The sequence below is a fragment of the Arenibacter algicola genome (genome assembly GCF_000733925.1).
Taxonomy (GTDB): domain Bacteria; phylum Bacteroidota; class Bacteroidia; order Flavobacteriales; family Flavobacteriaceae; genus Arenibacter; species Arenibacter algicola.
On sequence record NZ_JPOO01000003.1, the window covers coordinates 1520764 to 1534911 of the forward strand.

Below are 14148 nucleotides of genomic sequence, written 5' to 3' on the forward strand. Positions count from 1 at the left end.
CAAATTAATGAAATTCCCGGCCTATTTTTTCTTACCACTGTTCATCAACATCAATACGGCGGTAACCAGACCAACACAAACGGCGCCAAAAACAGATATCATTATAATTCCGTTGCTCCAATTTACTAATGGCAAGTATTGTAAAATCATAGGTGCTTATTTTAGATTTAGTAGGCTAAAATATACACAAACCGAATTTTAAAATATGATAAATATCACTTTTAAAGCGTTGTAGGACAAACATAGTCGGTTACCTTATAGCCCGAATTTTTCATTTGATCAAAGCCACCTCCTATATCCACTAGGTTATGGATGCCCCTACTTTTTAAAATGGATGCCGCTATAACCGACCTATATCCTCCTGCACAATGCACGTAAAAAGTATCCTCCTTAGGAAATTCTGCCATATGGTCATTTAAAAAATCCAAAGGGGTGTTGTTCGCATTCTCAATATGCTCGGAAAGGTATTCAGATTCCTTCCTAACATCAAAAACAGGAACTTCTTTATTATCCAAAGTGTCTTTCAAGTCTTTGGCGGAAATGGAGGTAATGGTATCATATTCCTTTCCAGAGTTCTTCCAGGCCTTGAAACTTCCCTTTAAATAACCAATTGTTGCATCGAAGCCAACTCTGGACAATCTAATAATTGCTTCTTCCTCCCTCCCTTCCGGAGCCACCAATAATATAGATTGCTTGGTATCGGCAATTAGGGCACCTACCCAAGGGGCAAAACTCCCATCCAACCCTATAAAAATAGATCGCGGAACAAATCCCTTTACAAATTCGTCCTGATGCCTTACATCCAAAATTACGGCGTCCGTGGCATTGGCTGCCTCTTCAAAGGCATCGGGAGACAAAGCGGTAGTACCCCTTTCCAATACTTCCCCTATATCCTCATATCCTTCTTTGTTCATTTTTACATTGAGCGGAAAATATTTTGGAGGTGGCATTAGTCCTTCTGTAACCTCCTTAACAAATTCCTCCTTGGTCATATTGGCACGCAGGGCATAATTCATTTTCTTTTGATTGCCCAAGGTATCCACGGTTTCCTTCATCATGTTCTTGCCACAGGCGGAACCAGCACCATGTGCGGGATAAACCACAACATCATCGGCCAAAGGCATAATTTTGGTTCTTAGACTATTGAACAATAACCCGGCCAAATCCTCTTGGGTCATATTGGCTGCTTTCTGCGCCAAATCTGGCCTACCTACATCACCCAAAAACAAGGTATCCCCAGAAAATATAGCATAATCCTTACCCTTATCATCCCTTAATAGATAGGTAGTACTTTCCATAGTATGCCCAGGGGTATGCAATGCCTTAATGGTGATATCCCCAAGCTTAAATTCCTGACCATCTTTAGCTATGATGGCGTCAAAAGAAGGGTTGGCCGTGGGACCATACACAATAGGGGCTCCTGTTTCTTTGGAAAGGGTAATGTGTCCACTCACAAAATCTGCGTGAAAATGAGTTTCAAAAATATATTTTATGGTCGCTTTATCCGCTTTGGCCCTTTTTATATATGGCTCAACCTCACGTAAGGGGTCAATAATGGCCACTTCTCCTTTACTTTCTATATAATATGCGCCCTGCGCCAAACATCCTGTATAAATCTGTTCTATTTTCATCTTTATAAATTTATTGGTTTTTAATAAGCCGTCCCAAGAACCACTGGAGTAATTTATCATGTAATATTACCATTGGTATCCAAAATTCTTTTGGCTCATACCTTATTATTTTTTGGGCGGTGATTAAAATTTAATCAAAATATTTTTCAAAAGAAAATCACCTTTATTTGCAAAGGTAAATAATATAGACCTCCCCGAATGCAACATTAGTTACTTTGGTTTTGATGTGCCACCCTCTCCCTAAGCAAGGGAATGGTGTTGGGATCATCGTGGTAGGCCACGGCTTCCTTTATCTTTACAAAAAGATATTCTTTATGAAGGCTATTGATAATTCCGCTCTTGAATATTATGTCCCGAATGGGTCCCGTAGCTCCGGCAATATAAAACTCGATGTTTCGGCTGTGGATTTCTTCAATAACATTGATCAGCATGGCAGATGCGCTGGCATCAATATAATTAATGGCTTCAGCATTCAAAATCACCGCTTTTAAGGAACGGCCCTTTACATTGATAAACTTGAAAAGCTCACTTTTAAAGTAGCCCGAATTCCCAAAATAAAGTTGGGAATCAAACCTTACTATCAACAGGTCTGGACGAACCTCGGCCTCATCTCCAAAACGGCTAATATTTTTGTAATAATCGGACCCCTTAATACTTCCCAACACGGCAAAATGGGGTTTGGAGGTCCTGTACACCATCAGGAGCAAGGACAATAACACCCCCATTAAAATACCTTCTACAATTCCAACGGCAAGGGTAATTAAAAAAGTTATCAAAAGAACCAGAAACTCATCCCTACTTTGGTACCATAATTTTTTGGGATAGGAAAGATCTATTAATCCAAAAACGGAAACCATAATAATGGAGGCCAGCGCTGCCTTTGGCAAATTATAGAATAATGGCGTAAGAAATAACAGTGTCAGAGCTACCATAACAACACTTATCATCGAAGCCACGGTACTCTTGGCACCTGCTTCGTAATTTATGGCCGAGCGAGAAAAACTAGCGGTAACCGAATAGGACTGGAAAAATGATCCTATCATATTTGAAGCTCCCAAAGCTATCAACTCTTGGTTAGGGTCTATGGTTTCTATCTTATCTTTTTCTTCAAATGCCCTGCCAATAGAAATTGCCTCCAAATATCCAACCAATGCCACTGTTAGGGCAATAGGCCATATTTCCCTAACCTTTTCCATACTAAAACTATGAATACTAAAAGATGGCAGGCCTGCAGGTACCTCACCTACCACCTGAACATCAAAGGCCTCCAAATCGAAAAAGTAAACAACAAGTGTACTTAGAACAACAACCAGCAATATGGCGGGAAATCTATCAAACCATTTTTTAAATGAAACAATAATCAGAATTCCTATTATCCCAATCGAGAAATCATAAATATTGGTCTCTGATAAATGCTGAAAAGCATTTATTACCAACTCGTGAAATTTATTGCTGTTAATGATATCCGCTCCCAATAAGTGTTTTAATTGACTAAAAATAATGATTACAGCGGCTGCGGAGGTAAATCCACTAATTACCGGCCTTGACATAAAATTTACCAGAAAGCCCATGCGAAAAAACCCAAATGTCAATTGAAATGCCCCTACCATGAAAGACAGGAACAAGGCCATTAAAATGTAATTTTGTACTCCTGATATGGCCAAGGTCCCCAATCCCGCAGCCACCAATAGCGAATCCATGGCCACGGGACCTACGGCAATTTGCCTTGACGTCCCCAAAAAGGCATACATTAAAATGGGGAACAATGAGGCATACAAACCATAAACCGGAGGTAGCCCGGCAATCATGGCATAGGCCATACCTTGGGGAATTAAAATTATACCCACGGTTATACCCGCGACCAAATCTTTTCCAAAAAGGTTTTTGTTATATTTTGGAAGCCAATCCAAAAAAGGTAAAAATCGCCTCATTCACCAAATTTAGTATTAAATACCTTATTCCAATGTAACGAAGGTTACAGAATTTTGGCCTTTACACACATTACTTCAATTGAAGTTGGCTCTAATAAACATTAAATATTTTATCTTGTACCCTCAATTCAAATAAATCCCGGGAATATGCGCAAAATGTCCACTATCATAAGTTGTATTATAACAGCCTTACTTCTTAGCCAGTGCAGCACGGTAAAGTCTGTTTCCCAAGAAAAAAACGACGGTTGGATTTCCATGTTCAATGGAAAGGACATAAATGATTGGACCACCAAGATTCACCATTATGAAGTAGGGGACAATTATGGAGACACCTTTAGGGTAGAGGATAGTATTATAAAGGTACGCTATGACAAATATGAGGGCGAGTTTAATGAACGTTACGGCCATCTTTATTACAACACCCCTTATTCCTATTATCATTTGGTAATAGAGTATAGATTTGTGGGAGAATTGCACCCGGGAGCACCAAGTTACACTATAAAAAATAGCGGGGTAATGTTCCATTCCCAAGACCCAAGGACGATGCCCAAGGAGCAGGATTGGCCCATTTCTGTGGAAATGCAATTTTTGGCGGGATTGGAAGAAGGAAAATCCCGGCCCACCGGAAATATGTGTTCCCCGGGAACCGATGTTGTTTACGAAGGCAAAATTGACCCAAGACACTGTATCAATTCTACTTCCAAAACTTATTTCGGAGAACAATGGGTACGCGCCGAAGCTATAGTTTTGGGAGATTCCATCGTGACCCATATTGTAAATGGAGACGAGGTACTGCAATACACTAAACCACAAATAGGGGGCGGAGTTGCCAACCGATATGATCCGGCCATTAAGATCGACGGTAAATTATTAAAGGAAGGTTTTATTGCTTTACAGGCCGAGGGACAGCCCATAGACTTTAGAAAAGTGGAATTAAAAAACCTAAAGGGATGTATGGACCCCAAGGCTTCCAATTATCGTAAATATTATATAAAATCCGATCCAGAGGATTGCAAATACAATTAATTGCCACAGAACAACCAACTATTGAATATTTCCTCCTACAGGCAATCCACTGGGAACCTTTCCGGGAATTTCCTTGTCAAAATTTTCGTCGTTAAGGGTATTCAAAAAAGAAATGATCAAGGACATATCCTTTACACTTAATTGCAGCTCCCTTACAAAGGGATCGAACATTTCCTTGGATACCGAGGGATTTCGTGTTTTTCCAAAAGAAATATCCTCATAGAATTCCAACACCTGTTTTAAGTTTTGAAAGGCACCATTGTGCATGTAGGGAGCGGTAAAACGAAGGTTCCTAAGTGAAGCTGTCCTAAATGCAAAACTTTCCTGGAAGCCACTGTCCGGTTCTGGAACCTTCTTGTTTTCCGGTACTCCCAGCACGTGCAATTCATAGTCGGAAAACATAGGCCCGTTATGGCAATTGATACAACCTACAGATTTAAAAAGTTCCAAGCCTTCCTTTTCCGAATGGGATATGGCGTTTACATCTCCTGCCATATATTGATCAAATCGGGAATTATTGGCAACTAAAGTTCTTTCAAAGGAGGCAATGGCCATGCCGATATGAATACTGTCTATTGGTGCATCCTCACCAAAGGCTTCCGCAAAAAGACTTTTGTATTCAGGAATGGATTGAAGTCTGGAGGCCACTTCGGCTAAAATTTGCGACTTTGAAAAATGGACACCCTTCATTTCTTCCAGAGTCTTGATAGGCTCCAACGCCTGTTTTTCCAAACTTTTTACACGATCGTCCCAAAACATGGGAGCATTTTCCGGATCATAATCTTCTTTCCCATGTATTCCATTATATGCCGTGTTTAAAATGGTGGGGGAATTTCGCTTCATGAGGGGAATTTCGTTCGGCTCCTTGAATGCCCTTTTACTTCCCAACCCCTGACCATTTGCACCTATGGATAGATCCAAGAACTCGGCATATCCGGTAGCGGGATGATGACAACTGGCACAGGCAATATCCTTACCGCCTGAAAGGATGGGGTCATAGAAAAGGAGTTTTCCCAAAAGTTCCTTTTCCTTGGAATTTGGATTTCCTATCGGTGTTTTAATATTCTTAGGCAGGGCCGCAACTTTGGCAATCTCCTTGGGACGGGGCATATCTATTTCCCCTTTCTTGTTGGCATTACCACAACCCGCTAAAATTACGGACAGGACAAGGGCATACTTGCAAAAACCAATCCTCATACATCTTTACTTTTACCAAGACAAGTTTAACACTTAAACTTCTCAATAACAAGTACTAAACATAAAAAACTACAGATCCAACACCTTTATCTGATTTCGATAAAGTTCTATCTTACCATCATTTTCCATCTTTTTCAATAGCCGGGATACCACCACTCTCGAAGTGTGAAGGTCGTAGGCTATCTCTTGATGGGTCGCATATAATACATCATCGTGGGTTACTTTGGCCTTATCCTGCAAGTGCTTCAATAATCGCTCATCCATTCTTAGAAAAGCAAGTGTATCTATGGTCTCCATAAGTTCCATCATACGGGCATTATAACTGTCCAATATAAATCTCTGCCATGATTTGTATTTTCCCATCCATGTCTCCAGATAACCCACGGGAATCATCAATAATTCGGTATCTGTTTCTGCCACGGCCCTAATACCACTTGTCTTATTCCCCATACAACAAGAAAAAGTCATAGCGCAAGTGTCCCCTTTTTCTACGAAGTACAACAACAGTTCATTGCCATCACCATCTTCCCTTAAAACCTTGATAGCTCCGCTCAGCAATAAGGGCATGGACTTAATATTGTCACCGATTTCCATTAGAGTTTGGCCTTGGCTAACTTTTTTATAGCTGCCCACCGTCCTAATTTCCTCTAACAACTCTGGTTCAAAAAGATAACCATAATGTAATTGTAATGCTTCTGTCATTCTTATCGTATCAAATGTTAGGTTGTATTATTACCGAAAAAATATTTTCAGACCTATTTACCGGCTGAAATCCACTGTGTAATTTCTTCTGGCTTACCGCATAGGGATAGAAGGTAATTGGTTCTATACACAGCATATTGGGAACCTCTGTCCATAACATAAAATTCCCAAAGCCTTCGGTTTTTATAATAAGCTCACCAACATCCACCAAGGTAAGGGAGTTACAATCCATAACCGGCAAGGCTCTACTGCCCACATCCAGTACCTCCTGTAGGGCAATGGTACGCTCGGCGGTTTTTATGGAGGCCCTTTCCGAAGTTAGTTTAAATGCAGGATGATATCCCAGCATAAAGGGCATATCTTCTTCAGCCGTTATTTTGAATTGAATTCTTAATCCATTTTCCGAAATCTCGAAGGACTTCGTAAATTCAAAATTATATGGCCAAGACAAGTATTCCTCTGTGGATTTGGAGGGATATTTAGAGTTCTTAATAGGGGTCCCGGAAACATATTGCTTCCTAAAGATGGCTTTGGTCTCGGTTTGTGAAACAAGTTGATATGCCATTTCCCTCAATAGGCCGTGTTGGTCCTGCACAGCCGCACCTTTGGGGGTCGTGACCCTAAAATTTGCCTCATTGGTGGGTCCTATTATAGGAAACATTTCGGTATCCGAGTTACGCCATCCTGGGCTACCTTTTTGGTGAATATACTCATGGCCTTCCGCTGAGTAGCCTACCAATTCCCCTTCATCTATTTTCACTAATTGATCATGTAGTTTTAGCTTCACCATCTACTTTTACTTTTTTGGAGGAAAGTTATCACTTTGTTACCGATTCAAGATTTAAAAAATTACAAAATTCTATTCGAACTGTATGGCCTTTACCGGAGAAATTTTAGTTATTATATAGGACGGCAGAAGCAACATCAACAGACATAATATTAAAACCCCAATATTGAGCAATACCACGGTAATTACATCAAGGTGTACAGGAATATAATCTATATAATACTCCTTGGGGTTGGGAAATTTGAACATACGGAATTTGTACTGCAATCCTATAATGCCCAATCCGATAATATTGCCCAACAAGAGTCCAACACCTATCAAATAAGTAGCATTATATAAAAATATTTTGCGTATACTCCAATTGGACGACCCCAAGGCCTTTAAGATCCCTATCATTTGGGTCCGCTCCAATATTAAAACGAGCAGGGCAGTTATCATATTGATTCCCCCAACGATGATCATTATACCAATGATCAATGCTATATTAAAATCGAAAAGTCCAAGCCATTCAAAAATCCTGTAATACTTATCCTTTATGGTCTGAGTATCTAGATTGGACAAGGTCTTTCCATAAATTTCCATGGCCTTATTGTCCATTTCATCAAAATCATCAACAAAGATTTCAAAGTTTCCTACCTCATTATCTGCCCATTTATTCATGTGTTGAATGTGGCGCAGATCTATAAAGATATAAGAGCCATCCAGCTCTTCAAAACCACTGTCGTAAATACCCGTTATTGTAAATTTTCTTTGATTTGGCATTTTGGAAGCATCATCTTCCTTAAAGAAAATGGCAACGAAAGAATCACCGGTTTTCAAATTTAACCGATTGGACAAAACCTGGGATATCAGTGTTTCACTATTGATTTCCCCTACAAAATTGGGCAGGGCGCCATCAACCAAAAACTCTTTAAATACATCCCAATTATAATCTGCCCCAACACCTTTTGCCAGAATGCCTTCAAAAGTCTCTTCGGTTCGTATTATCCCGGCCTTGGTGGCTACTCCCTGAATATGCTGTATACCACTGACCGAATTAAATTCAGGATAAAATTCCTGATCAAGGGAAACTGGAACCATGGAAACATCGGAAGTGTTGTTATCGTAATTATATATTTGGATGTGGCCGTTAAAGGCTGCTATCTTTTCCCGTATTTTATGTTTTAGACCAACCCCTGTAGAAATGGCCACCAACATCATTATCACCCCCAATGCAATTGCAGCAATAGCTATTTTTATTATTGGAGCAGATATACTAATTTTATGCTCTTTACCTGTAACAAGGCGTTTGGCAATAAAAAATTCTAAATTCAATTTATGGCAGTTTTTTCCATTTTCAAAAATACAGTTTTATTATTGTTTTTTACACTTTCTGCTTGTGGAAACCATACCAAAACCCATAATAAGGAACTAAATCCTTTAGTAACACAGGATACCCTTGCCACCGATCTTCCCATAATCGTAGCAGCCAACAGAACTGAAGCTTACCTGCCCTTGCTCCAAGGAAAAAGAGTTGGAATTGTAGCCAATCAGACCAGTGTCATCTTTAAGGATACCCAACCACTGTCCTACACCCATATTGTGGATTCCCTTTTGGCCAATGACATTAATATAAAACAAGTATTTGCACCTGAACACGGGTTTAGGGGTGAAGCAGATGCCGGGGAAAAGGTAAGCGATGGAAAGGACGAAAAAACGGGACTTCCCATAATTTCCCTATACGGAAAAAACCGTAAGCCATCCAAAGAGCAATTGCAGCATATTGATGTTATTCTGTTCGACATTCAGGATGTAGGGGTACGTTTCTACACCTATATCGCAACCATGCAGTTGGTCATGGAGGCTTGTGCAGAAAACAATATTCCGGTAATTGTCCTGGACAGACCCAATCCGAACGGACACTACGTAGATGGTCCTACCATGGAAACCGAACACAGGGGCTTTTTGGGAATGACTAATATTCCCTTGGTTTACGGGATGACCATAGGGGAATATGCCAATATGATCAACAAAGAAAGCTGGCTGGAAAACAAAGTTGTAGCGGACCTGACGGTAATCCCGATGGAAAATTACAATCACAACAAAGATTACATATTACCTATTAGGCCCTCCCCCAACCTTCCCAATAATACCTCAATTTACCTCTACCCCAGTTTGGGATTATTTGAAGGGACCAATGTAAATGCAGGTCGAGGGACAGAGTTTCAGTTTCAACGATACGGCGCCTCCTTTTTGGACAGTATCAAATACAATTTCAAATATACCCCTGCACCCAATTTCGGATCCAAGGACCCAAAAGAGAATGGCAAAATTTGTTATGGAAAGGACCTATCCAAGACCCCTAAAATGAATACTGTGAATTTGGAGTACTTATTGGATGCCTACAAAAACACCAAGGACAAAAGTTTATTTTTTAACACAAGTGGCTTTACCAGACATGCCGGAACTGCAGAATTGCAGAAGCAGATAGAGGCCGGACTTTCCCAGGAGGAAATTAAAAAAACCTGGAAAGAAGATATTGATCAATTCCAAAAAATAAGGGCTAAATATCTAATTTACAATTGACTTGTAGATTTTACATCCATTTTTTCCGGGGACTTATACGGTTTAAAGGGAATTTTCAATAATGCGCCTATATCAGAATTTTCCTTTTCATTGGGATAGGTATCCACACCATAGACAATCTCACTATTGGGCAATTTCATAAAGGTCCCAAGAAGTCTATCCCAAATAGAAAATATATTGCCATAATTACTGTCCGTATAAGGTAATTTATAATGGTGGTGCACTTTGTGCATATCCGGAGAAACAATAACCCAGCTCAACACATCATCCACCTTTTTGGGCAGTGAAATATTGGCATGGTTAAATTGCGATAAAATAACCGAAAGCGCCTGATATATCATAATGATGGCAACAGGTGCCCCTACGACAAAAGTACCGAAACAAGTAAAAATAAATCGGACTACACTTTCTCCCGGATGATGCCGGTTGGCAGTTGTAGTGTCTACCTCATGATCTGTATGATGAATTAGATGAAAGCCCCAAAGCACTTTTATCTTGTGTTCTACCCAATGGGCCAACCAGGCACTTAGAAAATCCAGCAACATTACCCCGAGCAATACCTTTAGCCATAAGGGCATAACAGGCAACCACTGTAGGACACCAAAATTATTGGCTATGGTCCAATCACTAGTCTTCAATAGCAAAAAGGCCAAGGGAAAATTTACTAGGATGGTTGTAAGGGTGAAAAAAATATTGATCCCCGCATGCCGTAGCTTGCTATATTTTAACCGAAACAAGGGAATAATATACTCCAATATCCAAAAAAAGGCAATCCCTGAAACCAATATGATACTTCGGTGCGCAGGAGGGATAGTTTCAAAATAATTGTAAATGGCTTCCATAGTCTAAATTTACAAAATAGTTGTCTTTATATAATTATCCTAAAATAAAGAAATACGTTGTTACCCTCTGGCACTCAAGGTTTATTTTGGAATCTGGCTACTTCAACTTAATTATTTTTTTCATTTCTTCCACTATATTATAAGCCGCCGGACAAATAGCCACATTCTTTAAGGTAAGATTACTTATCTGCTGAAATTTTTTTCTGTCCGTATGTGGAAATTCACGGCAAGCCTTAGGTCTTACCTCATAAATGGAACAGTAATTATCGGCTCCCAAAAAAGTACAGGGAACACTTTGCAGCACATAATCATTCTCCTCGTCCATCCTCAAAAATTGATCGATAAATTTCTGTGGTTTCATTCGGAAATGTTTGGCAATACGCTCTATATCGGCATTGGTAAATAGCGGGCCCGTTGTCTTGCAACAATTGGCACATTTTAAACAATCGATTTTCCTAAACTCCGCCTCGTGCAGGTCCTGCATGATATAGTCCAAATCTTTCGGGGGTTTTTTCCGAAGTTTGCCGAAGAATTTCTTATTCTCATTATGTTTTTCCTGCGCCAGCTTAGAAAGTTGCCTAATTACCTCATCCATTATGGAATAAACTTTTAAAAGTTGGTTAAAAGTCCCACATTTGCATGTAAATAACAAATTTAAATGGCTAAGGACATTCTGGGCAATGCAGTTTTGGATTACCAAACCGGTAATTATTCCGAAGACATAAAGACCTATTCGTCATTGGATGAGGAGGATATAATACCCATTGCCTACCTCTTTAGGGACTTTAAGAAAATGCCCCCTTTGGAACAAAACGCGCTAAAGCTTTGCAAGGGCAACATCCTGGATATTGGCTGTGGAGCAGGAAGCCATTCCCTCTATTTACAGAAAAAAGGCTTTGCCGTTACGGCCCTGGACCAATCTCCAGGAGCCATTGCAACCTGTAAACTAAGGGGTATAGAACATACTGTATTACAAGACATTCAAGATTTTAAGCTTCAAAAATACGACACCCTGCTAATGCTCATGAACGGAATTGGAATAGTGGGAAAATTAAAGAACATAGACCAATTCTTTACCCATTTAAAATCGCTCTTAAAACCTAAAGGTCAGATACTTTTGGATTCGAGCGATATCATTTATATGTACGATGAAGATGAGGATGGGGGCTATTGGATTCCGGATAACCAAAACTATTACGGGGAAGTCACTTTTGAAATGGAATATAGGGGGGAGAAAAGTGAACCCTTGGATTGGTTATATTTGGATTATAATACTTTGCAACGTGCGGCGAATGCGAATAATTTAACTTGTGAGCTTGTAAGCAAAGGAAAACATTACGACTATTTAGCCAAACTTACCCTTTTGGAGTAATACCGTGCAATATTTGTCGTTATCTTAGAAGTGACAGCCCTTTAATAAAAACTGACAATAATGAAAAAAATATCCTTAGTGTTTTTATTGACCTTTACCTTGTTCCTAGCTTGTTCCAAGGACTCCAGCGACAGCGAGACCCTAAAGGTAGATAAAACAGCCAATCTAAAAGGTCCGGGCGATTCTGCAAACGACTTGCTTTCCGACACCAATTTTAAAAACTTGGTCATCGAAATTGCATATGTAACGAATTTTGCGCCTACGGAAACGGCAGTTTCCAATTTTGTAAACCTACTAAACGAACGTTCCTATAAAGATAATATAAGTATTATTTACAAGGAATTGGACTCTCCCAAAAAGGATAGTTTGTCCATTGACGAAATATTTGATTTGGAAAAAGAAAATAGAACCGTATATAATAATGAAGACACTTTGGGACTGTATATCTATTTTACGGATGCCACTGCCAGTAGTGACAATCCCGATGAGGATCTGGTAACCCTTGGAGCCGTTTACCGCAACACCTCCATGGTGATTTATGAAGCCACCATTAGAAATTTGGCCTCAAAAAGTTCGTTGATCAGTACTTCTACCGTAGAAGCAGCTACCTTAAACCACGAGGCGGGACATTTATTTGGATTGGTAAACCTGGGAACAGAGGCTGTAAACGATCATGAAGACCCTGATGCCAAAAGTCATTGTAACGAACAGAATTGCCTCATGCGGGCAGAGCTACAATTTGGATGGGGAATGGCCAAAATGCTAACGGCCAAAAATGGGGCAATCCCTAGTTTCGGTCCAGAATGCCTACTAGATCTACAATCCAATGGAGGCAAATAATTAAAATACGAAAACCTATAATTTACAAATGAAAAAAATTATTACCACCACAAACGCGCCTGCCCCGATTGGGCCATACAATCAAGCAGTACTGGCAGGAAATACCCTGTATATCTCAGGTCAAATTCCTATAGACCCAAAAAATGGGGATTTGGTCTCAGGGGATATTAAAAAAGAAACCGAGCAATCCATGCAAAACTTAAAAGCCATTCTTACCGAGGCAGGAATGACTTTTGAAAATGTTGTTAAATCATCGATTTTCGTAAAGGATATGCACCAGTTTTCACAAATAAATGAAGTCTATGGCGCCTATTTTGACGCGGATACCGCTCCAGCCAGGGAAACTGTAGAAGTTGCCAACCTTCCCAAATTTGTAAATGTTGAAATATCTATGATCGCTATTAAATAGAGCTTTTGTGAAATTCAACCAGACCTTCTATGGGTCTTTGTCTTATAACACCTAGGATAAGATCATTTCTTTCCACTACGGTAGCAAGTTCTTCCCTAAGGTAATAGGCAATACTGCCTACAAAACTAACAGGTACTTTTGTAGCCAATTCAAACTGCATAATGTAGTTGTTCACAAACTGCTGAAATCCCTTATCTATTACTCCTCTGCAATAAGGGTGGTTTTTATTTTCCACAATAAATCTGGCAAAAGTGGCCAAATAAGTATTTGGATTGGGCTGTTTGTACAGATTCTCCTTGATTACATCGGCATCCAAATTGTATTCCTTCGCGAACTTGGTCGCCAAATCCATTGGGATCTTATTAAAATAATAATCCCTTATCAATTTCCTTCCAAAAAAGTTACCACTACCATCATCCATAGGAATATATCCCAAAGAGGTAACCTTTTGATGCAACTTCTCACCATCATAATAGCTGCAATTGGAGCCCGTACCTAAAATACAAACAATTCCGTGCTGCCCAATTTTTGTAGTGGCAAATATGGCCGCATAGGTATCTTCCTTAACCTCCGCCTTCGCATTGGGAAAAAAATCATTAAAAATCTCGGTTAAAAATTTTTTCATCCTATCGGTACCACAACCGGCACCATAAAAATACAAGTGGGTAACCTCCTCCCTATTCTTGGAAAGTTCAAAATTATTGGCCAAACGGTCTTCAATTACAGGACGTGTCAATACTTCAGGACTTAATCCTAAGGTTTGGGTCATGAACAACTGGTTGCCCTTCTCATCCAAGGCAATCCAATCGGATTTTGTTGCACCACTATCTACAATCAATATCATAT

The 14148-nt window shown here is 39.7% G+C and carries 15 protein-coding genes; 5 read left to right on the plus strand and 10 right to left on the minus strand.

Annotation, left to right across the window (positions count from 1 at the left end; translation table 11 throughout):
* Nucleotides 1-21: 21 nt before the first annotated feature.
* The 3 genes from U735_RS26085 to U735_RS0116995 form a co-directional block, all read right to left on the minus strand.
* Nucleotides 22-150, minus strand: a complete 129-nt coding sequence (locus U735_RS26085; protein ID WP_262482703.1) for a hypothetical protein — start codon at nucleotides 148-150, stop codon at nucleotides 22-24.
* A 71-nt stretch (nucleotides 151-221) separates the two neighbouring features.
* Nucleotides 222-1631, minus strand: a complete 1410-nt coding sequence (locus tag U735_RS0116990) for an MBL fold metallo-hydrolase (protein WP_031444972.1) — start codon at nucleotides 1629-1631, stop codon at nucleotides 222-224.
* Nucleotides 1632-1837: 206 nt separating this feature from the next.
* The gene (locus U735_RS0116995; protein ID WP_031444973.1) at nucleotides 1838-3562 is read right to left on the minus strand and encodes a SulP family inorganic anion transporter; all 1725 of its coding nucleotides are present in this window, start codon (nucleotides 3560-3562) and stop codon (nucleotides 1838-1840) included.
* 147 nt (nucleotides 3563-3709) lie between these two features.
* Between U735_RS0116995 and U735_RS0117000 the strand changes: the two genes are divergently transcribed.
* Entirely contained in the window at nucleotides 3710-4588 is an 879-nt protein-coding gene (locus tag U735_RS0117000; RefSeq protein WP_031444974.1) for a 3-keto-disaccharide hydrolase, read from the plus strand.
* A gap of 18 nt (nucleotides 4589-4606) precedes the next feature.
* Here U735_RS0117000 and U735_RS0117005 read toward each other — a convergent pair whose 3' ends face one another.
* From U735_RS0117005 to U735_RS0117020, 4 genes are all read right to left on the minus strand, one after another.
* Nucleotides 4607-5785 (minus strand): cytochrome-c peroxidase, encoded by a 1179-nt coding sequence (locus U735_RS0117005; protein WP_031444975.1) that lies wholly within the window; start codon nucleotides 5783-5785, stop codon nucleotides 4607-4609.
* A gap of 69 nt (nucleotides 5786-5854) precedes the next feature.
* Nucleotides 5855-6487, minus strand: a complete 633-nt coding sequence (locus U735_RS0117010; RefSeq protein WP_031444976.1) for a Crp/Fnr family transcriptional regulator — start codon at nucleotides 6485-6487, stop codon at nucleotides 5855-5857.
* A 10-nt stretch (nucleotides 6488-6497) separates the two neighbouring features.
* Nucleotides 6498-7277, minus strand: a complete 780-nt coding sequence (locus U735_RS0117015; RefSeq protein ID WP_031444977.1) for an aldose epimerase family protein — start codon at nucleotides 7275-7277, stop codon at nucleotides 6498-6500.
* 69 nt (nucleotides 7278-7346) lie between these two features.
* Nucleotides 7347-8588 carry an ABC transporter permease gene (locus U735_RS0117020; protein WP_031444978.1) on the minus strand — a complete coding sequence of 414 codons (1242 nt, stop codon included), beginning with the start codon at nucleotides 8586-8588 and terminating at the stop codon, nucleotides 7347-7349.
* A 3-nt stretch (nucleotides 8589-8591) separates the two neighbouring features.
* Between U735_RS0117020 and U735_RS0117025 the strand changes: the two genes are divergently transcribed.
* On the plus strand, nucleotides 8592-9839 hold the full coding sequence (locus tag U735_RS0117025; protein WP_031444979.1) for an exo-beta-N-acetylmuramidase NamZ family protein: 1248 nt from the start codon (nucleotides 8592-8594) through the stop codon (nucleotides 9837-9839).
* Here the strand turns inward: U735_RS0117025 and U735_RS0117030 are convergent.
* On the minus strand, nucleotides 9830-10681 hold the full coding sequence (locus U735_RS0117030) for a sterol desaturase family protein (protein WP_031444980.1): 852 nt from the start codon (nucleotides 10679-10681) through the stop codon (nucleotides 9830-9832). The genes U735_RS0117025 and U735_RS0117030 overlap by 10 nt on opposite strands.
* Before the next feature lie 97 nt (nucleotides 10682-10778).
* Nucleotides 10779-11276: a YkgJ family cysteine cluster protein gene (locus U735_RS0117035; protein ID WP_031444981.1), complete on the minus strand. Its 498-nt coding sequence runs from the start codon at nucleotides 11274-11276 to the stop codon at nucleotides 10779-10781.
* Nucleotides 11277-11339: 63 nt separating this feature from the next.
* Between U735_RS0117035 and U735_RS0117040 the strand changes: the two genes are divergently transcribed.
* The 3 genes from U735_RS0117040 to U735_RS0117050 are packed head-to-tail and all read left to right on the plus strand — an operon-like array spanning nucleotide 11340 to nucleotide 13302.
* Nucleotides 11340-12053 carry a class I SAM-dependent methyltransferase gene (locus tag U735_RS0117040; protein WP_031444982.1) on the plus strand — a complete coding sequence of 238 codons (714 nt, stop codon included), beginning with the start codon at nucleotides 11340-11342 and terminating at the stop codon, nucleotides 12051-12053.
* 60 nt (nucleotides 12054-12113) lie between these two features.
* Nucleotides 12114-12893 carry a zinc metalloprotease gene (locus tag U735_RS0117045; RefSeq protein ID WP_031444983.1) on the plus strand — a complete coding sequence of 260 codons (780 nt, stop codon included), beginning with the start codon at nucleotides 12114-12116 and terminating at the stop codon, nucleotides 12891-12893.
* A gap of 28 nt (nucleotides 12894-12921) precedes the next feature.
* On the plus strand, nucleotides 12922-13302 hold the full coding sequence (locus U735_RS0117050; protein WP_031444984.1) for a RidA family protein: 381 nt from the start codon (nucleotides 12922-12924) through the stop codon (nucleotides 13300-13302).
* On the opposite strand, the gene U735_RS0117055 is transcribed toward U735_RS0117050, so the two are convergent.
* On the minus strand, nucleotides 13295-14146 hold the full coding sequence (locus tag U735_RS0117055) for an N-acetylglucosamine kinase (protein ID WP_031444985.1): 852 nt from the start codon (nucleotides 14144-14146) through the stop codon (nucleotides 13295-13297). The two genes, U735_RS0117050 and U735_RS0117055, sit on opposite strands and share 8 nt — an antisense overlap.
* Between the last annotated feature and the right edge of the window lie 2 nt (nucleotides 14147-14148).